General features: G+C 66.8%; 20 protein-coding genes. 4 read left to right on the forward strand and 16 right to left on the reverse strand.

Annotation, left to right across the window (positions count from 1 at the left end):
• Positions 1-72 precede the first annotated feature (72 nt).
• From era to hrcA, 8 genes are all read right to left on the reverse strand, one after another.
• Complete coding sequence (era, locus tag AC1M0F_RS02680; RefSeq protein ID WP_480236655.1) at positions 73-1,047, reverse strand: GTPase Era; 975 nt, start codon at positions 1,045-1,047, stop codon at positions 73-75.
• A 2-nt stretch (positions 1,048-1,049) separates the two neighbouring features.
• Entirely contained in the window at positions 1,050-2,345 is a 1,296-nt protein-coding gene (locus AC1M0F_RS02685) for a hemolysin family protein (protein ID WP_480236656.1), read from the reverse strand.
• The gene (gene ybeY, locus AC1M0F_RS02690; protein WP_480236657.1) at positions 2,345-2,809 is read right to left on the reverse strand and encodes an rRNA maturation RNase YbeY; all 465 of its coding nucleotides are present in this window, start codon (positions 2,807-2,809) and stop codon (positions 2,345-2,347) included. The genes AC1M0F_RS02685 and ybeY overlap by 1 nt, the downstream gene beginning before the upstream one ends.
• Positions 2,806-3,819, reverse strand: coding sequence for a PhoH family protein (locus tag AC1M0F_RS02695; protein ID WP_480237350.1), 1,014 nt, complete (start codon positions 3,817-3,819; stop codon positions 2,806-2,808). The genes ybeY and AC1M0F_RS02695 overlap by 4 nt, the downstream gene beginning before the upstream one ends.
• 76 nt (positions 3,820-3,895) lie before the next feature.
• Positions 3,896-4,252 (reverse strand): histidine triad nucleotide-binding protein, encoded by a 357-nt coding sequence (locus AC1M0F_RS02700; protein WP_480236658.1) that lies wholly within the window; start codon positions 4,250-4,252, stop codon positions 3,896-3,898.
• Positions 4,253-4,299: 47 nt separating this feature from the next.
• Positions 4,300-5,034, reverse strand: coding sequence for a 16S rRNA (uracil(1498)-N(3))-methyltransferase (locus tag AC1M0F_RS02705; RefSeq protein WP_480236659.1), 735 nt, complete (start codon positions 5,032-5,034; stop codon positions 4,300-4,302).
• A gap of 1 nt (position 5,035) precedes the next feature.
• Positions 5,036-6,130: a molecular chaperone DnaJ gene (gene dnaJ, locus AC1M0F_RS02710; protein WP_480236660.1), complete on the reverse strand. Its 1,095-nt coding sequence runs from the start codon at positions 6,128-6,130 to the stop codon at positions 5,036-5,038.
• 81 nt (positions 6,131-6,211) lie between these two features.
• Entirely contained in the window at positions 6,212-7,234 is a 1,023-nt protein-coding gene (gene hrcA, locus AC1M0F_RS02715) for a heat-inducible transcriptional repressor HrcA (protein ID WP_480236661.1), read from the reverse strand.
• Between the two features lie 205 nt (positions 7,235-7,439).
• On the opposite strand from hrcA, the gene AC1M0F_RS02720 reads away from it, so the two are divergent.
• Complete coding sequence (locus AC1M0F_RS02720) at positions 7,440-8,069, forward strand: DUF4870 domain-containing protein (protein WP_480236662.1); 630 nt, start codon at positions 7,440-7,442, stop codon at positions 8,067-8,069.
• Positions 8,070-8,090: 21 nt separating this feature from the next.
• On the opposite strand, the gene hemW is transcribed toward AC1M0F_RS02720, so the two are convergent.
• Genes hemW through lepA form a run of 3 tightly spaced genes read right to left on the reverse strand, consistent with a single transcriptional unit; the run spans position 8,091 to position 11,853 of the window.
• Positions 8,091-9,314 carry a radical SAM family heme chaperone HemW gene (gene hemW / locus AC1M0F_RS02725; protein WP_480236663.1) on the reverse strand — a complete coding sequence of 408 codons (1,224 nt, stop codon included), beginning with the start codon at positions 9,312-9,314 and terminating at the stop codon, positions 8,091-8,093.
• Positions 9,315-9,344: 30 nt separating this feature from the next.
• On the reverse strand, positions 9,345-9,998 hold the full coding sequence (locus AC1M0F_RS02730) for a DUF1990 family protein (protein WP_480236664.1): 654 nt from the start codon (positions 9,996-9,998) through the stop codon (positions 9,345-9,347).
• Between the two features lie 4 nt (positions 9,999-10,002).
• A complete protein-coding gene (gene lepA / locus AC1M0F_RS02735) occupies positions 10,003-11,853 on the reverse strand; it encodes a translation elongation factor 4 (protein WP_480236665.1) in 1,851 nt (616 codons plus the stop codon).
• 114 nt (positions 11,854-11,967) lie between these two features.
• Here lepA and AC1M0F_RS02740 point away from each other — a divergent pair, with 114 nt between their 5' ends.
• Together AC1M0F_RS02740 and rpsT are read left to right on the forward strand one after the other, a co-directional pair.
• Positions 11,968-12,732: an alpha/beta fold hydrolase gene (locus tag AC1M0F_RS02740; RefSeq protein ID WP_480236666.1), complete on the forward strand. Its 765-nt coding sequence runs from the start codon at positions 11,968-11,970 to the stop codon at positions 12,730-12,732.
• A gap of 92 nt (positions 12,733-12,824) precedes the next feature.
• The gene (rpsT, locus tag AC1M0F_RS02745) at positions 12,825-13,085 is read left to right on the forward strand and encodes a 30S ribosomal protein S20 (RefSeq protein WP_480236667.1); all 261 of its coding nucleotides are present in this window, start codon (positions 12,825-12,827) and stop codon (positions 13,083-13,085) included.
• Positions 13,086-13,176: 91 nt separating this feature from the next.
• On the opposite strand, the gene holA is transcribed toward rpsT, so the two are convergent.
• The 5 genes from holA to AC1M0F_RS02770 all read right to left on the reverse strand — a co-directional run bounded on the left by holA (position 13,177) and on the right by AC1M0F_RS02770 (position 21,422).
• Entirely contained in the window at positions 13,177-14,205 is a 1,029-nt protein-coding gene (holA, locus tag AC1M0F_RS02750; protein WP_480236668.1) for a DNA polymerase III subunit delta, read from the reverse strand.
• Between the two features lie 52 nt (positions 14,206-14,257).
• On the reverse strand, positions 14,258-16,675 hold the full coding sequence (locus tag AC1M0F_RS02755) for a ComEC/Rec2 family competence protein (RefSeq protein ID WP_480236669.1): 2,418 nt from the start codon (positions 16,673-16,675) through the stop codon (positions 14,258-14,260).
• Entirely contained in the window at positions 16,672-17,310 is a 639-nt protein-coding gene (locus tag AC1M0F_RS02760) for a ComEA family DNA-binding protein (RefSeq protein WP_480236670.1), read from the reverse strand. Before AC1M0F_RS02760 ends, AC1M0F_RS02755 begins: the two co-directional genes overlap by 4 nt.
• 113 nt (positions 17,311-17,423) lie before the next feature.
• Entirely contained in the window at positions 17,424-19,976 is a 2,553-nt protein-coding gene (gene leuS / locus AC1M0F_RS02765; RefSeq protein WP_480236671.1) for a leucine--tRNA ligase, read from the reverse strand.
• Between the two features lie 81 nt (positions 19,977-20,057).
• Positions 20,058-21,422 (reverse strand): anthranilate synthase component I family protein, encoded by a 1,365-nt coding sequence (locus AC1M0F_RS02770; protein ID WP_480236672.1) that lies wholly within the window; start codon positions 21,420-21,422, stop codon positions 20,058-20,060.
• Positions 21,423-21,516: 94 nt separating this feature from the next.
• On the opposite strand from AC1M0F_RS02770, the gene AC1M0F_RS02775 reads away from it, so the two are divergent.
• Positions 21,517-22,383, forward strand: a complete 867-nt coding sequence (locus tag AC1M0F_RS02775; protein ID WP_480236673.1) for an ABC transporter ATP-binding protein — start codon at positions 21,517-21,519, stop codon at positions 22,381-22,383.
• Positions 22,384-22,419: the final 36 nt, after the last annotated feature.

Here is a 22,419-nt window from a genome sequence, read left to right on the forward strand (position 1 = left end):
GCTAGTTCGTCGTTCGGCCGCCGGCCCCGGATTCGGCGCTTATCGGCCGAAGATCATCCTCCCGATGTACGGCTAGAACCCGAGCCGGCCGAGCAGCTTCGGGTCGCGCTGCCAGTCCTTTGCCACTTTGACCCGGATCGAGAGGTAGACCTGCTTGCCGACGAGCTTCTCGATCGGGATCCGCGCCTGCTGGCCGACGTCGCGCAGGCGTGAGCCGCCCTTGCCGATGATGATGGCCTTCTGGCTGTCGCGCTCCACGAAGATGTTCGCATAGATGTCGAGGATGTCTTTGTCCTCGCGCTCGATCATGTCGTCGATGGTGACCGCGATGGAGTGCGGCAGCTCGTCGTGCACACCTTCGAGGGAAGCCTCACGGATGTACTCGGAAATGCGATCCTCAAGGACCTCGTCCGTGACGGCATCCGACGGGTACAGCGGTTCAGACGTCGGCATCAGGGCGATGAGCTCGCGGACGAGGATGTCGAGTTGGATGCTGCTCGTCGCGGAGACGGGGATGATGAGGTCCCAGTCGCGCAGCTCCTGCACCTCGGCGAGCTGTTCGGCCGTTGCCGGCCGCGGCGCCGCATCGATCTTCGTGACGATGGCGACCTTCTTCGCCCGCGGGTAGTGGTCGAGCTGTTCGTTGATGAACTTATCGCCCGGGCCGATCTTCTCGTTGGCCGGGATGCAGAGACCGATCACATCGACGTCGCTGAGTGTCGACTGCACCAGGTCGTTGAGCCGTTCGCCGAGGAGCGTACGGGGGCGGTGGATGCCGGGGGTGTCGACGATGATCAGCTGCCCGGTCTCCTCATGGACGATGCCGCGGATCGCCTTGCGCGTCGTCTGCGGCTTGGAGCTCGTGATGGCGACCTTCTGGCCGACGAGCGCGTTGGTCAGCGTGGATTTGCCCACGTTGGGGCGGCCGACGAACGAGACGAAACCGGCGCGGTAGCCGCTGTCAGGCAACACCTCTGGCTCCGGCTGCTGCGGCTCGGTACGGCCGTGTTCTTCGGTTGGTTCGGTGTTCTGATCGTCATTTGTCATGACTACTCCTCTATCGATTCAAATGATCTCTGCACGTCGCGCAAGGCCGCGCTCCGTGTCACGATCACGGTGCTCACCCGTTTTCGCCTGCCCTCGGTGCGTTCAGCGGTGAGCAGCAGGCCATCGGTCTCGGCGACGGAGCCGGAGACCGGCAACCGCCCGAGAACCTTGGTGAGCAGTCCGCCGACGGTGTCGACCTGGTCGTCGTCGAGTTCGAGGTCGAACAATTCGCCGAGCTCATCGACGGGGAGCCGCGCACTCACCCGGTACCTGTCGCCATCGAGCTTCTCCACATCGGGCGAATCCGTGTCGTACTCGTCGGAGATCTCGCCGACGAGTTCTTCGAGGAGGTCCTCGAGGGTGACGAGACCGGCGATGCCACCATATTCGTCGACGACCATGGCGAGGTGGTTGGATTCGAGTTGCATCTGCTGCAGCAGCGAGTCGGCCTTCTTCGACTCGGGCACGAACAGCGCAGGGCGGGCTAGTGACCGCACGCTGACGCTGTTGGCCGCAGCGTCGCCTTCATGGATGAGCCGGACGACATCCTTCAGGTAGAGGATGCCGGCGACCTCGTCGACTTCACCGTCGGTGACCGGGATGCGGGAGACACCGGTGCGGAGGAACAGGCTCATCGCCTGTTGCACGGTGACCCCGGCATCGACGGTGACCATGTCGGTGCGCGGAATCATCACTTCACGCACGACGGTCTCGTTGAATTCGAAGATCGAGTGGATGAGCTCCCTGTCGTCTTCTTCGAGCACGGCGAGCTCCGTGGCTTCGTCGACCATGTTGAGCAGTTGCTCTTCGGACGAGAAGGATGCTTCGCGGGCGACGCCGGGCGTGACCCTGTTGCCGAAGGCCACAAGTGCGTTCGCCAGCGGACCGAGCAAGAGCCGGACCGCCCGGATGGTCGGAGCGGTGACCCGAAGGATCGCATCGGCGTGCGTCCGGCCGAAGCTCCGCGGGCTCGCCCCGACGAGCACGAACGACACAGCGGTCATGATCAGCGCTGCAAGCAGCAGGACGAGCCACGGGGAATCGATCGTGAAGGCAAGGGCGAGCGTCACGAGGACGGCCGCCGTCGTCTCCGCGAGCACCCTGATGAAATTGATCGCGTTCAGGTGGGCGCCGGGGTCATCGGCGATCGCGAGGAGAGAGCGTGGCCGACGGGACGTCTCGGCCAGTTCGACCAGGCCCGCCCGAGACGTGACGCCGATGGCTGCGTCGACAGCGGCCATCAAACCGCCGAACGCGACGAGGAGCAGTGCGATGCCGATGAACCAGTAGAGGATCATCAGCGGGCGGCACGCTCCTGCACGGAGAAGCCCAGCAGGATGTCGCGCTGGATGCCGAACATCTCACGTTCCTCGGCCGGCTCGGCGTGGTCGAATCCGAGGAGGTGCAGGATGCCGTGGGTCGTGAGCAGCAGGAGTTCCTGCAGGGTGGAGTGACCTGCGGTCTCGGCCTGTCCCTCAGCGACCTGGGGGCACAGCACGATGTCTCCGAGCAGCCCGGCCGGTGTCGGGGTGTCCTCGGTGCCAGGGCGGAGTTCGTCCATCGGGAAGCTCAGGACGTCGGTAGGGCCTGGCTCGTCCATCCACTGCACGTGAAGCTGTTCCATGGCGGCCTCATCGACGAGCACGATGTTGAGGTCGGCTTCCTGGCTCACGTGCATGGCGCCGAGCGCGTAGTCCGCGAGGCGAAGCAGCGCGGCCTCATCGACGGGGATGGTCGACTCGTTGTTGATTTCGATGCTCATGAACTCTTGCCCCTTCTGGGCATGCGGTCGCGGGGCGATGCGCCCCGGCGCTCGGCGCGGTTGGCGAACTCCTGGGCCTGGCCGCGCTCGAACCGTTCGGCCTGCTTGACCGCGTCGTATTCGCTGTAGGCGTCGACGATCTTCGCCACGAGGGTGTGGCGGACCACGTCGTCGCTGGTCAGGCGCGAGAAGTGGATGTCGTCGACATCGGAGAGCACTCGCGTCACCAGGCGGAGGCCGGATGATCCGGCCGGCAGGTCGATCTGGGTGATGTCGCCCGTGACGACGATCTTCGATCCGAAACCCAGCCGGGTCAGGAACATCTTCATCTGCTCCGGCGACGTGTTCTGCGCTTCGTCGAGGACGATGAAGGCGTTGTTGAGCGTGCGTCCACGCATGTAGGCGAGGGGCGCGACCTCGACTGTTCCCGCGGCGAGGAGTTTGGGAACCAGTTCGGGATCCATCATCTCGTTGAGAGCGTCGAACAACGGGCGCAGGTACGGGTCGATCTTGTCGGTCAGCGTCCCGGGCAGAAAACCGAGCCGTTCGCCGGCTTCGACGGCGGGGCGGGTGAGGATGATCCGCTCCACCTCCTTGCGCTGGAGAGCCTGCACCGCTTTCGCCATGGCCAGGTAGGTCTTCCCTGTTCCGGCAGGGCCGATGCCGAACACGATGGTGTTCTCATCGATGGCGTCGACGTATTCCTTCTGGCCGAGTGTCTTGGGCCGGATGCTCTTCCCGCGCGAAGTGAGGATCGCCTGGCCGAGGAGGTCGGACGGTTTGCCACCGTCTTCGAGGATCCTGGCGGACGAACGTACTTCGACCGGTTCGAGGTCCTGTCCCTGCTTGACCATGTCGATCAACTCCGCGATGAGGTTGTGGGCGGCGCGCACCTGTGCGGCGTCACCGGTGAGAGTGATGTCGTTGCCCCGGACGTGCAGCGAGACCGCCGGGTACTGCGTTTCGATCGTCGTGAGCAGCCGGTCCTGTGCGCCGAGCAGCCGGACCATGGCCACTCCGTCGACGTGGAGCTTCGCTTCGGCGAGATCGGGCTGCACCACCGGATCGCTCACGGGGAGAATCGGGTCATTCGTTTCCGGCACTGGAATCCTCTCCGAGGTTGCCGATGAGCACGTGCGCGTGCACGTGGAAAACGGTCTGGCCGGCGCGTTCGCCGGTATTGAACACGAGGCGGAACTCGCCGCCGTGCGCGTCCGCGAGTTCCTGGGCGAAGGCGACGAGCTCGGCCAGGAGTGCAGGGTCACCCGCTGCGAGGGCAGCGACGTTGGCATACTGCTCGGTCTTCGGCACCACCAGGATGTGGACGGGAGCCTTCGGGGCGATGTCGTTGAACGCGATCAGCCGGTCGGTCTCGCCCACGATCGTCGCGGGGATCTCGCGCGCGATGATGCGGGTGAAGATGCTGGGTTCGGTTCTCGACATGGTCCTATCCTACGAAGCTCTGGCGATCGGTGGGCGGCTGCGCGGGTTCACCAGCGGCCAAGGGAGACATTGAGGACGGCGAGTGCGGCTGGTCCGGCTGAGGAGGTCCTCAGCACGGTGTCCCCGAGTCGCACCCGGACGGCGCCAGCGGCGGTAAGACCGTCGAGTTCGGAGTCACTGATCCCGCCCTCCGGTCCGACGACCAGCAGCAGATCACTGTCGTCTGCGTCGGCAGGGAGGTCGCTCAAGCGATCGGTGGCGGTCGGGTCGAGGAGAACGACTCTGGAGGTCGCTGCGAGCACCTTCAGGTCTGCGGTCGAGGCGATCGGGAGCACCGGGGGAACGAACGAGCGGATCGACTGCTTCGACGCTTCCCGCACGATGGTCTCCCAACGCGCCCGGCCCTTCTCTTTCTTGGCACCCTCCCAGCGTGAGACACTCCGCGATGCCGCCCACGGGATGATCGCCGAGACGCCGAGTTCGGTAGCCGCCTGGATGGCGAGTTCGTCGCGGTCGCCCTTGGCGAGTGCCTGGACCAGCACGAGGCGGGGCGCTGGCTCTGCCCGCTCCTCCACATCGGTGACGCGGACGGCGACAGCTCCGGGCTCGATCGACTCGATGATCCCGGTAGCGACGAGTCCGCGACCGTTGCCGATGCGGATCCCGTCGCCGACCCGAGACCGGTTCACGGTCACGGCATGCTTCGCCTCTGCGCCGCCGAGCTCGATGAGCGCACCGACCGTGGTCTCACCGAGGTCCTCGCGCAGGTACAGGCTGCTCATGTCAGCCGAGGAACCGGTCGCGCAGCTTGGAGAAGAGGCCCTGCTGGAAGGATCCGAGCTGGGTGCCCTTCTGGTCACGGCCGGCGGCGAACGTCTTGATGAGTTCCCGTTCGCGGTGGTCGAGCCGTGTCGGTGTGAGGACCTGGACGCCGATGCGCAGGTCGCCTCGACCGTTGCCGCGCAGCTTGGTGACTCCGCGGCCCTTGACCGTCAGGACCTCTGAACTCTGGACGCCCGGCTTGAGTTCGACGTCCACGTCCCCGTCGAGCGCGTGGATGGTCGTGGTGACGCCGAGAATGGCATCCGTCATCGGGACCTCGAGGGTGCAGAGCAGGTCGTCGCCGTTACGGCTGAACCGCTCGTCGCTGCGGACCTTGATCTCGAGATAGAGGTCACCGTGCGGTCCACCGGCAGGCCCGATCTCGCCGCTGCCCGGCATCTGCAGGCGAAGTCCGGTGTCCACCCCGGCCGGGATGTCGACGGGGACAGTCCTGCGGTCGCGCACACGGCCCTGGCCCTGGCAGGTGACGCACGGGTTGGGGATGACCGTACCGTGGCCGCGGCAGGTGCCGCACGGCGTGGAGGTCATGACGTTCCCGAGAAGGGAGCGCACCGCCCGCTGGATCGAGCCGGTGCCTCGGCAGATGTCGCAGGTGATCGGCGACGTGCCCGGCTGGCAGCATGACCCCTGGCAGGTCTCGCAGAGCACTGCGGTATCGACCTCGAGGTCGCGGTGGGTGCCGAAGATCACCTCGGCGAGGTCGACCTCGACACGGAGCAGCGCATCCTGACCGCGTTCGCGCCGGGATTTCGGCCCGCGTTGCTGCTGTCCGCCGAAGAAGGTGTCGAAGATGTCGCCGAAACCGCCGAAACCGGCGCCACCCATTCCACCTGAGCCACCCATGTCGTACTGCTGACGCTGCTTGGCGTCGCTGAGCACGTCGTACGCGTGCGTCACTTCCTTGAACCGCTCGGATGCTTCAGCGCCCGGATTGACGTCGGGGTGCAGTTCCCGTGCCAGTCGGCGGTACGCCTTCTTGATCTCGTCGGTCGTCGCTTCGCGGGACACTCCGAGAACTTCGTAATGGTCAGCCACTCAAGGCCTTTCGTCGTGGGGTCGTCGCTGTGCTCGGGGGACGACCAGGGGATGTGCGCTGCGCCGGGCTCAGCGTGCCACTCAGTCGTCGCCGAGTTGGCGTGACAGGTAGCGGGCGACGGCCCGGACGGCCGCGAGATTGTTGGAATAATCCATTCTCGTCGGTCCGAGCACGCCAAGTCTGGCAAGTTCGCCAGAAGAGGAACGATAGTTGCTTGCGATGATGGAGGTCTCACCGAGTCCGAACGAGGCGTTCTCCCGTCCGATCGAGGCCGAGACGCCGTTCAGGTCGGTCGCCATCTCGCCGAACAGGCGCAGGAGAACGACCTGCTGCTCGAGTGCTTCGAGGACCGGGTAGATGCTCCCCGAGAAGTCGTCCTCGGTCCTGGCGAGGTTCGCTGCGCCCGCCATCACGAGCTTGTCGTGTCGGTATTCAGCGAACTGCTCACTCAGTGCCTGGCTGACCCGCCCGACGAGAACCTCGTCTTCGGGCGCCGCTTCCGCCCTGATGGCATCGAGGATCGCCGCCGATGCGTCGACGTTCGACCCGATGAGCAGCGCGTTGAGCTGACCTTTGAGCCGCTCGAGCGTGTGGGCCTCGACCGGGTGCTCGATCTCGACGACGCGTTGTTCGACCCGGCCGGTATCGGTGATCAGAACGGTCAGCAGTCTGTGGTCGGTGAGACCGACCAATTCGACGTGCCTGACCTGCGCCCGGGCGAACGACGGATACTGCACGATGGCGACCTGGTTGGTGATCTGGGACAGCAGCCGCACCGTGCGCATGAGCACGTCGTCGAGCCCGACGGATTGACCGAGGAATGTCTCGATCGCCTCCCGCTGTGCCGCTGTGAGCGGTTTACGGTCGGCGAGCTGGTCGACGAACAGACGGTAGCCCTTGTCGGTCGGGACACGCCCGGACGACGTGTGAGGGGCGGAGATCAGCTCCTCCTCCTCCAGCTGGGCCATGTCGTTGCGGATCGTCGCCGCTGACACACCGAAGGAGTGCCGTTCGACGATCGCCTTCGAGCCGACCGGCTCACGGCTGGCGACGTAGTCCTGCACGATGACGCGGAGAACCTCGAGGCTTCGCTCAGAAACCATGGCGCACCCCTTCCGCGTGAACGGGCCCGAGCTTTGGCACTCAGCAACCCTGAGTGCCAATTCTAGCGTGCGCCTCGCGGCAGGGGTAATTGCCTAACCCCCTGAACAGCAGTACTTTTAGCTCAAGCCCGCGACACCGCTCCCTTCGGGGGACTGGCACGTTCGGGCCCCACAGCAGCAGCGCCATCGATCGAAAGGCTTGGCCATGACCGACCCCAACGCGCAACCACCGGTTGACCCCAACCAGAACCAGCCGCAGGCCCCCCAGAACCAGCCGCAGCCTCCGCAGGGCCCACCGGCTCCGCAAGCTCCCCAGCCGCCATACGGCGGACAGCAGCCGTACGGAGGCCAGCAGCCGTACCCCGGCCAGCAGCCCCCACCCGGACAGGCTCCGTACGGTCAGCAGCCGTATCCGGGACAGCAGCCTCCGCAGCAGTACGCGTACCAGGGCCAGGCATCGCCCCCTCTGACACAGGCTGAGGACAAGCAGTGGGCGTCGTTCGCGCACTTCGGCGGGGCTCTCGGCGCATTCCTCGGTGCAGGCACCGCCGGGTGGATCGCCCCTCTCATCATCTTCCTTGTGTTCAAGGATCGCGGACCGTTCACGCGCCAGGAGGCGAAGGAGTCCCTCAACTTCCAGCTCACCGTGACGATCTTCGTCGTCGGCCTCTACATCCTCGGGTCGATCCTCGCGCTGGTCCTGATCGGCTTCCTGCTGTTCCCCCTTGCCTGGATCGTCGGCATCCTCGGTGTCATCTTCGGAATCATCGGAGGCGTCAAGGTCAACAACGGCGAAGCGTACCGCTACTTCTTCGCCATCCGCATGGTGAAGTAGCCGTCTGATCCGCCGGCGGGCTCACACCGTCAGCCGGCGGACCACCGCATCGGCAAGAAGCCGCCCTCGCAGGGACAGTTCCACTCTCCCGCGCAGGGCGGCTTCGGCGTTGACGAGGTCGTCTGCGATGAGCCCGGCCACTGCGACGCGCGCCTCCGAGGCAAGCGACGGGATGGCGATGCCGTCCCTGGTACGTGCGAGCAGCAGGATGCGTTCGAGTTCGCGGGTGTCTGCGGAGAGAGTCTCCCTCCCCGCGCCTGGCGATACGCCCTCGCTCATTCGCCCGGCGTATGCGGCCGGATGTTTGACGTTCCACCACCGGACACCGCCGATGTGGCTGTGCGCCCCTGGCCCGATCCCCCACCAGTCCTGGCTGCGCCAGTAGGCGAGGTTGTGCCTGGACTGGAACTTCCGACCGCGGGACCAGTTGCTGACCTCGTACCAGTCGAATCCGGCCGCGACGAGTTTCGCGTCGACGAGTTCGTACATGTCCGCCTGCAGGTCCTCGTCAGGCTGGGAGACCAGCCCCGACTTGATCTGCCGAGCCAGTTTGGTGCCGGCCTCGACGATGAGCGAGTACGCGGAGAGGTGGTCGGGACTCGTACCCAGCGCAGCATCGATGGAGGTCTCCCAGTCGTCGAGAGTCTCCCCCGGTGTGCCGTAGATGAGATCGACGCTGACCTGGAGGCCGGCGCGTCTGGCCCAATCGACGACGAGAGGCACCCGATCCGGGTCGTGCGTGCGCTCGAGAGTCGCGAGAACGTGCGGGACCGCTGACTGCATGCCGAAGGAGACGCGGGTGAATCCAGCGTCGGCCAGCGTGGCGAGGTAGTCGGCGTCGACGGAGTCCGGATTCGCCTCAGTGGTGATCTCGGCGTCAGGGGCCAGCCCGATCTCGTCGCGGACAGCGTCGAGCATCCTCGTCAGGTCGGCCGCCGGCAGCAGCGTCGGCGTTCCTCCGCCGAAGAAGACGGTGCCTGCGGGCCGCTCCGGAAGCCCGGATGAGCGCAGTGCGCCTGCTGCGAAGGCGACCTCTGCGGAAGCCTCTGAGGCGTAGTCGGATTGCTTCGCCCCGCGGAGCTCGGTTGCCGTGTATGTGTTGAAGTCGCAGTACCCGCACCGCACCCGGCAGAACGGGACGTGCAGGTAGACGGACAGCATCCGCTCGGCCGCGCCGTCGAGAACGGATCGCGGCAGTGATCCGTCGGGTGGTGCTGGGTCACCGATCGGCTGGGGACCGGCCATCAGGAGCGCCCCGGGTGAATTCGGGTCACGTCAGGCCGTCGGTGTCGACCACAGAGGAGACAGGGACCGCAGGTACGCTGTCGTGAACCTCTTCCGGCGCATCTTCACGAGCGGAGGGAACAGGCGGTACAGAAGCGACACCGGCCGACTGAACGACCGAACCTCGAACCAGACCGAGTCGTCCTCGCGTCGCTCGACGCGGAACGATTCCTCCCCGCTCACCCGGTGGGCGCCGACGGTGCCGAAGGCGAAGGCGACGATCGTGGGTTCCTCGATGACGTAGACCACACGAACACGTTCGTCCATCCTGAACGAGCGGACGTGGCCGCGCAGGCGTGCCGTCGTGCCGGACGAAACGAACGGCGTGCCGTCAGCAGCGAATCTCTGCTCGGTCGACACCGCGATCGGTTCGAGGGCAGTGCCGTCCTCGGCGTAGCGGATGCCGCCGTACCGCTGCCCTGAGTCAGCCTTGACGTCGAGCACGGCGATCCCCGCTCCGCGAAGGATGTCCCAGCCCAGCAGAGACGCCGTCGCCGTCTCGAACCGTTCCTCGCCGCTGCCGAGCCGGATGGAGGCCTCGAACGGGGTGAATCCCTTCGGCGGGTATTGCATGAGGTCGTGCGCCTGCGTGGCGCCCACGGCCGCATAGTCGACCGGCTGATCCTCGAAGTTGCTGCGACGCATCCCGTTACTTCTTGTCTTTCGTTTCCGTGTCTCCGCTCAGCGCGGCGATGAACGCCTCCTGCGGAACCTCGACCCTGCCGACCATCTTCATGCGCTTCTTGCCCTCTTTCTGCTTCTCGAGCAGTTTGCGCTTACGGCTGATGTCGCCGCCGTAGCACTTGGCGAGGACATCCTTGCGCATTGCGCGCACCGACTCGCGGGCGATGATCCGCGCACCGATGGCAGCTTGGATCGGAACCTCGAACTGCTGGCGCGGGATGAGCTTCTTCAGTCGCTCGGTCATCAGCAGGCCGTATGCGTAGGCCTTCTCGCGGTGCACGATCGCGCTGAACGCGTCGACCTGCTCGCCCTGCAGCAGGATGTCGACCTTCACAAGGTCGGCTGTCTGCGATCCGGAGGGTTCGTAGTCGAGCGAGGCGTACCCCTGCGTGCGGCTCTTGAGGTGGTCGAAGAAGTCGAAGACGATCTCGCCGAGCGGCATCGTGTAACGGAGTTCGACGCGATCCTCGCCGAAGTACTCCATGCCGAGCAGCGCGCCGCGGCGGCCCTGGCAGAGTTCCATGATCGTGCCGACGTAGTCCTTGGGCGAGAGGATGCCGACCTTCACCATCGGTTCCTCGACCGAGGAAATTTTGCCGCCGGGGAACTCGCTCGGGTTCGTGACCGTCACGGTCTTCTTGTCGTCGGTGGTGACCTCGTAGGTGACGCTCGGCGCCGTGGCGATGAGGTCGAGGTTGAATTCACGTTCGAGTCGCTCGGTGACGATCTCGAGGTGCAGCAGTCCGAGGAACCCGCAACGGAAGCCGAAGCCGAGGGCGACGGAAGTCTCCGGCTCGTAGTTCAGCGAGGCGTCGGACAGCTTGAGCTTGTCGAGTGCGTCGCGCAGAACCGGGTAGTCGCTGCCGTCGATCGGATACAGGCCCGAGAACACCATGGGCTTCGGGTCGGTGTAGCCGGGCAGTGCCTCTGTCGACGGCTTCGACGCCGTGGTGACGGTGTCACCGACCTTGGACTGGCGCACATCCTTCACACCGGTGATGAGGTAACCGACCTCGCCGACGCCGAGCCCCTTCGTCGGGGCCGGCTCAGGGGAGCTGACACCGATCTCGAGAAGTTCGTGAACGGCGCGGGTCGACATCATCTGGATGCGTTCGCGCGGGCTGAGGTGACCGTCAATCATCCGCACGTAGGTGATGACTCCGCGATAGGTGTCGTAGACGGAGTCGAAGATCATGGCGCGGGTCGGGGCGTTCGGGTCGCCGACGGGGTTCGGGATCTTCTGCACGACGCGGTCGAGCAGCTCCTCGACGCCGACGCCGGTCTTCCCGGAGACCTTGAGCACATCGGACGGTGACCCGCCGATGAGGTTCGCGAGTTCCTTGGCGTACTTCTCCGGGTCGGCCGCAGGCAGGTCGATCTTGTTGAGGACCGGGATGATCTCGAGGTCGTTCTCCATCGCCAGGTAGAGGTTCGCGAGGGTCTGCGCCTCGATCCCCTGGGCGGCGTCGACGAGGAGGATGGCGCCTTCACACGCCGCAAGGGATCGGGAGACCTCGTAGGTGAAGTCGACGTGACCGGGGGTGTCGATCATGTTGAGCGCGTAGGTCTGACCGTCGAGCTCCCACGGCATCCGCACGGCCTGGCTCTTGATGGTGATACCGCGCTCGCGCTCGATGTCCATCCGGTCGAGGTACTGGGCGCGCATGTCACGATCGGAAACCGCGCCGGTGACCGACAGCATCCGGTCGGCGAGCGTCGACTTGCCGTGGTCGATGTGCGCGATGATGCAGAAGTTGCGGATGAACGACGGGTCGGTAGCGGCAGGCTCGAGTGCCTTCGCAGCTTTAGGGCTCACGCGTTCCTCAGAAAGTTCGGGGGTGGAAAGGACTAACTCCCCATTGTCCCATGAACCGCCCGGCGGCTGGGCCGCCCCGTCGACTCGACCGGATGCCGCTGCGAGAATGGGGAGATGACCGGCAAGCCTGCGATCGTGCTCGTCCACGGCATCCGCACGTCGTCGTCGATGTGGCGCCACCAGGTCGACGACCTGTTGCAGGCGGGCTACGAGGTGGAAGCCATCGATCTTCCCGGGCATGGGTCACGCATGGGCGAAGTCTTCAGCATCGACGGGGCCGTCGCCGCGATCGATGACGCGGTAGGGCGCCACGAGGGTCCTGCGCTCCTCGTCGGGCTCTCCCTCGGCGGGTATCTCGCCATCCACTACGCCGGCCTGCACCCTGACCGGATCGCCGGGCTGGTGGCTGCCAGTTGCCAGACCCTGCCCCGCGGTGTCGGCCTGTGGGGCTACCGGGCGCTGGCACGGGGAATCCACCGGCTTCCCGACCGAGGGGCCTGGCTCAACGACACGATGGCGAGGCGGTTCCTGCCGCCGGAGGGTGTCGCAGACATGGGCGCAGGCGGCGTCGCGCTCGACGTGATGGACACCGCGCTGACCGCTGTCGGCACCCTCGACCCGCTCGGCAGCCTCCGCCGGTATCCGGGCCCTGTCTGGTTCGTCATGGGCAGTCTTGACCATTTCCGGCTCGACCAGCGGGCGTTCCTGCGGGCGAAACCGGAGGCATCCGTTCTCGTCGTCCCCCGCGCCACGCACCTCGTCAGCCTCGTCAAGCCTGCCGAGTTCACGCGGGCGGTGGTGGCTGCCGCGGAGACGCTCACACCTCCCGCCCGGCAGATTTCAGAGAATGGCACCGGGACTGGTATCGTTGGTCCTTGACTTGCGTGTGGGTCGCCCCGCACGATTTTCGCCGCAAAGCGCCCTCTCTCGCCCAGCGGCACTCCATTCGATCACAACGGAAGCGTATAAACGTGGCAAACATTAAGTCGCAGATCAAGCGAATCGGCACCAACAAGAAGGCAACTGAGCGCAACAAGGCGATCAAGAGCCAGCTCCGGACCGTCGTCCGCCAGGCACGCGAAGCCATCCTCGCCGGTGACAAGGACAAGGCCCAGGCCACCCTGAAGACCGCAGCGAAGAAGCTCGACAAGGCCGTGAGCAAGGGCGTTATCCACAAGAACCAGGCTGCGAACCGCAAGTCGGCTCTCGCCAAGAAGGTTGCCGCTCTCTAAGCAGCACTTTCTTTCACACTGGGCTCCGCTTCGGCGGGGCCTTCTGTGTTTCCAAGGAGGGATTTCGGCGGTCTGTGGTTCGAGGAGCTTGTCAGCGACCGCGACCAGCCACCGTGTGGATCATCCGCTCGAGGGCGTAGACCGGGTCGCGCCCGCCACCCTTGACGTTCGCGTCGGTGTCGGCGAGGACCTGGATGCAGCGACCGAGTCCCTGATCGGTCCAGCCGGACAGGTCGCGCCTGGCCCGGTCGACCTGCCACGGTGCGAGACCGAACTGTCTTGCCAGATCGGCGGACGACCCGCGACCGCCCTGGATCTTGGCCATGGTTCGGAGCTTGCTGGCGAAGGCGGCGACGATCGGGACCGGGTCCGCGCCGGAGTCGAGGGCGTGACGGAGCCCGACCAGCGCTTCGGCGTAGCGGCCGGCTATCGCGGCATCGGCGACGGCGAACGCGTTGGTTTCGACGCGACCCCCGTAATATCTCGTGACGGTGGCTTCGGTCACCTCTGCGCCGCTGTCAGCGATCAGCTGTGCGCAGGCACCGGCCAGTTCGGCGAGGTCGTCGGCGAAGGCCGAGACAACGGCGCGCAACGCCGCAGGCCGGATCGGTTTGCCTGCGGCCTTGAACTCGGCTGCGGCGAAGTCGTACTTGTCTGACTCCTTCTTGAGCTCGGCACAGACCACCTCGATCGCCGAGGCCTTGCTGGCGCGGACAGCGTCGAGCAGTTTCTTGCCGCGTACTCCCCCGGCGTGACGGAGCACGACGTAGGCACCGTCCGCAGGGGACTCCAGGTACGACAGGGCCTCGGCCATGAAGTCGTCAGACCCCTTTTCGACGTTCGTCACGCGGATCAGCCGCGGCTCACCGAACAGGGACGGGCTGGCCAGGGTGATGAGCTCCCCCGGCGCGTAACTGTCGGCTTCGATGTCGTTGACCTCGAGACTGGGGTCCTCAGCTTTGAGGTAGTCGCGGAGGAGTCGGATCGCGCGGTCGGCGAGGAAACCCTGGGTGCCGGAGACGAGGACGACCGGCGCGGGCCGAACGGCGTTCCAGCCGAGCTGGGGAATGGCGACCTTTGCGGTCGCCTTGGCGGATGTCCCGCTACGTGCAGCTGCCACAGCCCACCTTCCTCACAGTTCCAGCCTACCGGCGACCGCCGACGCGCGGACCTCAACAGGACCGCTCGGTCCAGACCACCGGGTTCACCGATGTGCCCCCGACAACGATGAGACCGCAGCGGTCGGTCCTGAAGCCGGTCGTACCCGCCGACGCGAGCATCGCCAGCGCGGCCGGGGTGGGATGCCCGTATCCGTTGTCCGCGCCGACCGAGATCAGGCCGATCGACGCGGACGCAGCCAGGTAGATCCGTGCACTCTGGTCCGCCGAACCGTGGTGCGCCATCTTGACGAGGTCGACCGGGCCGCCGATGCGGTGCCCGGCAAGGATGCGCTCCTGCGCCGACTCGCCCAGGTCGCCCAGGAAGAGCGAACGGATGCCGCCGGCGTCCGGTTCGAACACCATCGTCACGCTTCCCGAGTTGCCGACCCAGAGCTCGCCGGAGCGCGCAGGCGGCCACAGCACCCTCCACCGGATCCGACCGAGGTCACCCGTGCCTCCGGCGACTCCGCGGTGAATCTGCGCGCCGCCGGCGGAGAGGTCGGCGAGGATCCGCTCATCCGTCGCATTCTGCGGCTCACCGGCGAGGACGACGGAGGCCCGACCGACCACGGCTGACACCCCACCCACATGGTCGAGGTCGAAGTGGGTGAGCACCAGCAGGTCGAGCCGACCGATCGCCAGGGTGTCGAGGCAGGCGGTGAGCAGGCGCGGGTCGACACCGGTGTCGATGAGCGCGACAGCATCGTCGCTCCTGACGAGAACGGCATCGCCCTGCCCGACGTCGCACGCCGCGTGGCTCCAGTCGGCGGGCATCGACAGCGCAGGGGCGAAGCGCTGCGCAGCGCGGCTACCGGCATACACTCCGCCGGCGACGACGAGAATCACGGCGCTCGCAACCGCCAGCATCCGATTCCCGGTCTCGACGGATCTCACCCCAGCCACGAACACGGCGGTGAGAAGCGCGAGAAGCAGTGCCCCAGCTGCGCCAGGCAACCATGGCAGGCTCGTGAGCGGCAGGGTGTGAACGGTCGTGGCGATGGCCGAGATCCAGGTCGCCGGGATCCAGCCGAGCCAGAGCGCCACGCCGGCGACCGGCCCGAGGATCGGCGTCAGGAGGCAGCCGAGAAGACCGAGAAGAGTGGCGATCGGAGCCGCGGGTGCCGCGAGAAGGTTGGCGGGAACGCCGAGCAGGGGCAGGGACGGTGACAGCAGGATGATGACCGGCTGGCAGGCCAGTTGCGCGGCGAGCGGGATGGCCATCGTTGCCGCGAGCCATCGCGGCAGGATCCGTGCCAGCAGACGGGTGAGCGGCCCGGTCAGCGTCAGGAGGCCGGCGGTCGCGAGGGCGGAGAGCACGAACCCGTAGCTGCGTGACAGCCACGGATCGGCGACCACCACCACGAGGACGACCAGGCTGAGCACCGGCAGCCCTGCGCTCGGGCGCCCGGCTCCGAGCGCGAGCAGCACGGCCAGCGCCATCAGAGCGGCGCGGACCACGCTCGGCTCGGGTGTGACGAGCAGGACGAAGAGTCCGAGCCCGACGAGGGCGCCGGTGATCCGCAGCCGTCGTGGAGCTCCGAGTGCGGCGAGAAGACCGGTGAGCACGGCGACGATCACGGCGCAGTTCGCCCCGGACACGGCGGTGAGGTGGCTCAGAGAACTGGACTTCATCGCCTCGTCGAGTGACGCGCTCACCGCGGTGGTGTCGCCGACGGCGAGACCTGGGAGGAGTTCACCACCGCCTCCGGGAAGGGCCGAGGCAGCGTCGACGAACCCGGTTCGCAGTCCCGCCGCCCAGGCCAGGTACCAGCGCGGACTCTCCACGAGCGTCGCCGGTCTGCCCGCGAAGAGCAGAAAGGCCGCTGCGTCTCCAGCCGGGGTAAGTCGAAGCGCCACGGGAGCCTCCAGCACGCTGCCGATCGCGACGGGGTCCTTGCCGGGAACAGTCGCAAAGAGAAGGGCGGGCACAGAGGCGCTGTAGCTCTCGTCGCCGATCTCGAATTCAGAGATCGTGCCGCGCACCCTCTGCGGGACGCCGTCGTTTGCCTGCTCGGCGGCATCCGTCGACCGGTCCCAGAGCGACGGCGAGTGGCGGTCTTCGATGACGGACTTCTCGGTGACCAGCAGCCTGACTGTGACCGAACGGTGAGACTCTGCCGCGGTGACGAGTTGGCCAGGGGTGCGTGCGTCGTGACGTGCTGCGATCGCTGTCGCCGCGAGGGTCGTTGCAAGGAGGGTGATGGCGGCGAGGGCCCACCACGCCGACCGGTGTCCGGCGCGTGCAGGCGCTCTCCGCCGGCCTCGACGACCGCGTCGACCGGGACGCCGCGCGGCGAGAACGGCGCACAGAGCGGTCGCCACCGCGCCGACGGATGCCGCGACCCACGCGGCGTCCGGCACGCCGATCAGGGTGGCGGCCGTCAGCCAGGCGGCGATCGCCGGGAGCACGATCCGGTGCGCTGCGCTCACACAGTCACCAGTTCCCGCAGGGCTTCGAACGTCTTGTCGCCGATCCCGGTCACTCCGAGGAGGTCGTCCACGCTCGTGAACCGACCGTTGGCGTCGCGCCACGCGATGATCCGTTCCGCCATCGCCGGCCCGACCCTGGGCAGTGTCTCGAGCTCGGCGCTCGTAGCGGTGTTGAGGTTGACCTTGCCGCCAGGCGTGCCAGGAGTCGGTGCCGCCGGCGGTGCGGCGCCCTGAGCAGGCACGGCGATCTGCTCCCCGTCGGTGACGAACCGAGCGAGATTCACGCCCTGCTGATCCGCGACAGCGGTGAACCCGCCCGCCGCAGCGATTGCATCGATCACCCGGTCGCCGTCGCGCAGCTGGTATACGCCGGGGCTCTGAACCTCGCCGAGGACGTGCACATAGACGACAGCCCCAGTGACCTCCGTCGCCACCGGAGACGGTTGCGCGATTTCGCGAGTCTGGCCCGATGCCCCGAGCAGGGAGACGACGACCGCAGCGATCAGGCCGGCGAGAAGCAGGAGGACGAGCGCGCCCACGCTGAGGCGGACACCGGGCGAGGACCGTGTCGCCAGCGTGGGTCGTCGGTCTGCGCCCGCTGCGCCCAGCGGCCTCGCGGGAGCGTGCCTGGCCATGCCTCCCAGTCAAACGGGCAACGGGAACGACGACCGATCGGCGTCGGTTTCGTGGATGGATACGACAGCGCCCGCCCCTGTGAGGGACGGGCGCTGAACGGCCGGAAGCCTGTCTACGGTTTGGTGGCGATACTGACGATGCGAGGCGGCCGCACCACGACGTTGACGATCGACCTGTCGCCGATCGCCCGCTGCACAGCAGAAGACGCCCGCGCGAGTGCCTCGAGTTCGTCCGCGCCGATCTTCGGTGAGATCACCAACCGGTCGCGCACCTTTCCGTCGACCTGCACGACGCAGGTCACCGACTCCTCGACGAGGAGGGTCGGGTCGGCCTTCCGCCAGAGCACATGTGCGACGGTCGGCTCGTAGCCCAGCTGGGCCCACATGTCTTCGGCCGTGTACGGCGCGAACAGGTTGAGGGCGACGGCGGTGACCTCCGCTGCCTCCCTCACCGCAGCATCCGCCGGGCCTGCGCCGGTGTCGATGACCTTCCTCGTCGCGTTGACGAGTTCCATCAGGCGGGCGACCACGACGTTGAACTTGAACGACTCGACCAGCCCAGGCGCGTCGGCCAGGAACCGGTGGGTCGTCCGGCGAAGTGCAGCGTCGCCGTTCTTCCAGACCACGTCAGGCGCACTCGTGACATCGTGCGCCACCCGCCAGGCGCGGGCGAGGAATTTGGCCGAACCGGCCGGAGAAACATCCGCCCAGTCGATGTCGTCCTCGGGCGGCCCGGCGAAGATCAGCGTCACCCGGAGGGCGTCGGCACCGTACTGCTCGAGTTCACTGGCGAACTCGACGAGGTTTCCCCTGCTCTTCGACATCTTGGCGCCGTCCATCAGCACCATTCCCTGGTTGAGCAGCGACGAGAACGGCTCGGTGAAGCCGAGGTGCCCGAGGTCGTAGAGCACCTTCGTGATGAAGCGCGAATAGAGCAGGTGCAGGATGGCGTGCTCGACGCCACCGACGTACTGGTCGACCGGCGCCCATTTGTCGGCCTGCCGGGGGTCGAAGGCAATGGTGTCCGACTGCGGGTTGAGGTAGCGCAGGTAGTACCAGGAGCTGTCGACGAACGTGTCCATCGTGTCCGAGTCCCGCTTCGCGGGTGCACCGCAGCGGGGGCACGGCACGTTCATCCAATCCTCGGCGGCCCCGAGCGGGCTCGTGCCCTTCGGCTGCAGGTCGAGACCGTCCGCCGCGGGCAGCTGGACGGGGAGCTGGTCTTCGGGAACCGGCACCTCACCGCAGTCGGCGCAGTGGATGATCGGGATCGGAGCGCCCCAGTAACGCTGGCGCGAGATCAGCCAGTCACGGAGCCGGTAGTTCTTCGCCGAGGCTCCGAGACCGGATGCCGTGAGGGCATCCGTGATCTTCGCGATCGCCGAATTCTTGCTCAGCCCGTTGAACGGCCCCGAGTTGATCAGGCGACCAGGACCGATGAGCGCCTGGCCGGTCTCTGCCGGGCTCTCGGGTGGCAGGTCGTCGGGGAGTTCACCGTCGACGAGTACGGGGATCGCTCCGGTGACCGGCTGGTTGGTGTCGACGACGACGCGGACGGGCAGGTCGAACGCCCTGGCGAAGTCGAGGTCGCGCTGGTCGTGTGCGGGCACGGCCATGATCGCGCCGTGGCCGTAGTCGGCGAGCACGTAGTCGGAGACCCAGATCGGGATCCGTTCGCCGTTGAGCGGGTTCACCGCGTACCGCTCCAGGAACACGCCGGTCTTCTCGCGCTCGGTGCTCAGCCGGTCCATGTCGGTCTCGCCCTTGACCCGGTCGAGGTACTCGGCAAACGCGGCCTTCGTCGCGTCAGGGGCGTCTTCGACGAGTTCGGCCGCGAGATCGGAGTCCACAGCGACGACCATGAACGTGACACCGTAGAGAGTGTCGGGTCGCGTCGTGTAGACCGGGACAGGCGCAGCCCTGCCTTCGATGACGAAGTTGACGTCTGCGCCTGTGGACCGTCCGACCCAGTTGCGCTGCATGCTCATGACCTTGGTCGGCCACGCACCCTCGAGCTGCTTGAGGTCGTCGACGAGACGGTCGGCGTAGTCGGTGATGCGGAAGTACCACTGGGTCAGCTTCTTCTTCGTGACCAGGTTCCCGCAGCGTTCGCAGTGGCCGTCGACGACCTGCTCGTTCGCGAGCACGGTCTGGTCGAACGGACACCAGTTGACGGCGCTCGCTTTGCGGTAGGCCAGGCCCTTCTCGAACAGCTGGAGGAACAGCCACTGTGTCCAGCGGTAGTACTCGGGGTCTGACGTGTGGATCTCACGGTCCCAGTCGAACGACGGCGCGTAGGTGCGGAAACTGGTCTTTTGCTGTGCGATGTTGTCGTACGTCCAGCCGCGCGGGTCGACGCCGCGCTTGATCGCCGCGTTCTCGGCGGGCAGCCCGAACGAGTCCCAGCCGATCGGGTGGAGCACGTTGAATCCCTGCTGGCGCCAGTACCTGGCGACGACGTCACCGAGGCCGAAGGCCTCCGCGTGTCCCATGTGCAGATCGCCAGACGGGTACGGGAACATGTCGAGGACATACTTGCGCGGCCGCTTGTCGGTGTCGTCGCTCGTCGCGAATGGCTTGATCCGGTCCCAGACCGGAAGCCACTTCTCCTGGATGGCGGCGAAATCGTACCGTTGTCCGGCCTGGCTCTGCTCGTCGTTCGACACGTGACTCTCATTCATAAGCGGGTGAAGACCGGCGGGTGCGTGGTTCTGGTGTTGAACCCGAGGTCCAAGGATCTAGCCTACTCACTGTTCCGATGCGCCCAGCGCGGCGAGAAGTGCGGCAGCTTTCACCCGGGTTTCCTCGATCTCGTCCGTCGGAACCGACAGCGCGGTGATCCCACCGCCGGTGCCGATCGACGCGCCGGTCGGGTCGATCAGGATGCTCCGAATCACCATCGCGAGGTCGACAGCGCCGTCGGCGCCGAAGTAGCCGAACGCGCCCGAATAGACACCGCGAGGGCCGGACTCCAGTCTGTCGAGGATGGTCATGGCCGAGAGCTTCGGCGCACCGGTCATCGAACCGGCCGGGAATGCCGACTCGACGGCATCCACTCCGCTCACGCCGTCGGCGAGTACGGCGGTCACCGTGCTGACGAGCTGGTGCACCTGGGCGTAGCTCTCGACGGCGAGCAACTGGGTGACGGACACGCTGCCGGTCACGGCCACACGTCCGAGATCGTTGCGCATGAGGTCGACGATCATCAGATTCTCGGCGCGTTCTTTGTCGCTGCCGAGGAGTTCCGCCTCGAGAGCCGCATCGTGCTCCGGCGTCGCCCCGCGCGGCCTGGTGCCCTTGATCGGACGTGTCGTGACAGTGCCGTCAGGCGTGACCCGGAGGAATTGCTCGGGCGATGAACTGACCAACGCGGTGTCATCCGCGCGAATGAGACCGCCGTGATGGGTGGGACTGGCCTGGCGGAGCCGACGGTACACCTCGACCGGATCGAACGCGCCGTCCACGCGGATCTCGTTGGTCAGACAGAGCTGATAGGCGTTCCCCTGGCGGATCTCGGCCTGGGCTTCCTCGATGAGCGCGGAGTACTCTGCAGCAGAGTGCCGCCAGCGTGCAGCGTGAGTGCCGGCGCGGCGAGGTACATCCTGGGCTCCGTTGCCCGGCGCTTTCAGCCAGCCGAACGGCTCGGCGCCTGTCGCACCGCTACCGCGCTCGACAGCGGTGACCACATGAGCGGCGTGGTCGAAGACCAGCATCCGGTCGGGGCGGAGCAGGGCAGCGTCCGGGTACCGCGACGGATGCGCCGGCGTGCCCGCCGATTGCGCGCCGACCTCGTACCCGATCCAGCCCACAAGCCCCGGGGCGAACTCGCCCGCGGACGGCTCATCTCCGGAGTCGGCGAACTCCGCGCGGAGGGCGTCGAAGAGCCCGACAGGCGCAGAGATGTCCCCGTCGGCGGTCGACCAGCTCGCCGTTGCCCGCGCGACGTTCGCAGTGAGGAGTTCGGCGCCGTCGCCGAGATAGCTGTACCCGCTCGCGGCGTGCGCCCCGCTGTCGAGCCAGAATGATCGCGCGGCACCGGCGAAATACCGGAGATAGGCGGTTTCCGGGTCGACCCAGTGACTCAGCCGACGGGTGTTCGAGCGGGGAATCACGCATCCCACCCTAGAGCGCCGCAGCGCGCGTCCGTCCGCGAATGTGACTCGGGCGAACTTTCACTTAGGTAAGGCTTACCTATAGAGTGTCGACATGCTCGGTCTCGACCTCACCCTCTCGTACAACGGCTCGCCCGTTGTCCACGGTGCGACGCTCGCCCTGGAGCCGGGGCGGATCACCGCCCTCGTCGGGCCGAACGGCAGCGGAAAGTCGACCCTGCTTCGGGCGCTCGCCCGGCTCCATCCGATCGACGGCGGACGCGTGTACCTCGGAGCTCCCGATGCGGATCCCGCCGTGACGACCTCCGCCGATTCGGGTTTCGACGCCAGCGGCATCGGCAAGCGCGAATTCGCCCGCAGGGTCACCCTCCTGGCACAGACCCGGCCGACGCCGGCCGGGCTCAGCGTGCGCGAGGTCGTCGAATTCGGGCGCCACCCCCACCGCGGGCGCTGGAATCGCGGCGACGAACACGGCTCCGACGTGGTCGAACGGGCGATGGAACTCACTGGAATCGCGTCATTCGCCGACCGCCCCGTCGACCGGCTTTCCGGGGGGCAGTTGCAACGTGTGTGGCTGGCCGGGTGCCTTGCCCAGGACACAGAGGTATTGCTGCTCGACGAACCCACGACCTACCTCGACCTGCGCTATCAGGTGGAGCTGCTCGACCTGATCAAGGACCTCGCCGTCGTCCACGACGTGACGATCGGGGTCGTTCTGCATGATCTCGACCAGGCTGCCGCGATCGCCGACACCGTCGTTCTCCTTGAATCGGGGCAGGTGCGGGCGACAGGAACTCCGCGTGACGTCTTCGAAACCGAACTCCTCAGCTCCGTGTACGGCATCCGCGTCGACGTCGACGTCGTGAGCGGCCGGATCCGCACCCACGCGCGCAGCCGCCACAGCGTCGCATCCGAAGTCCCCGCCCGCACCGATCACACCAGCACCACCGTCGTCGCCTGACCACCCGGTCGCCTCACCGGCACGGCTTCAGCCTGC

It is taken from the genome of Mycetocola sp. Y719 (assembly GCF_056713205.1).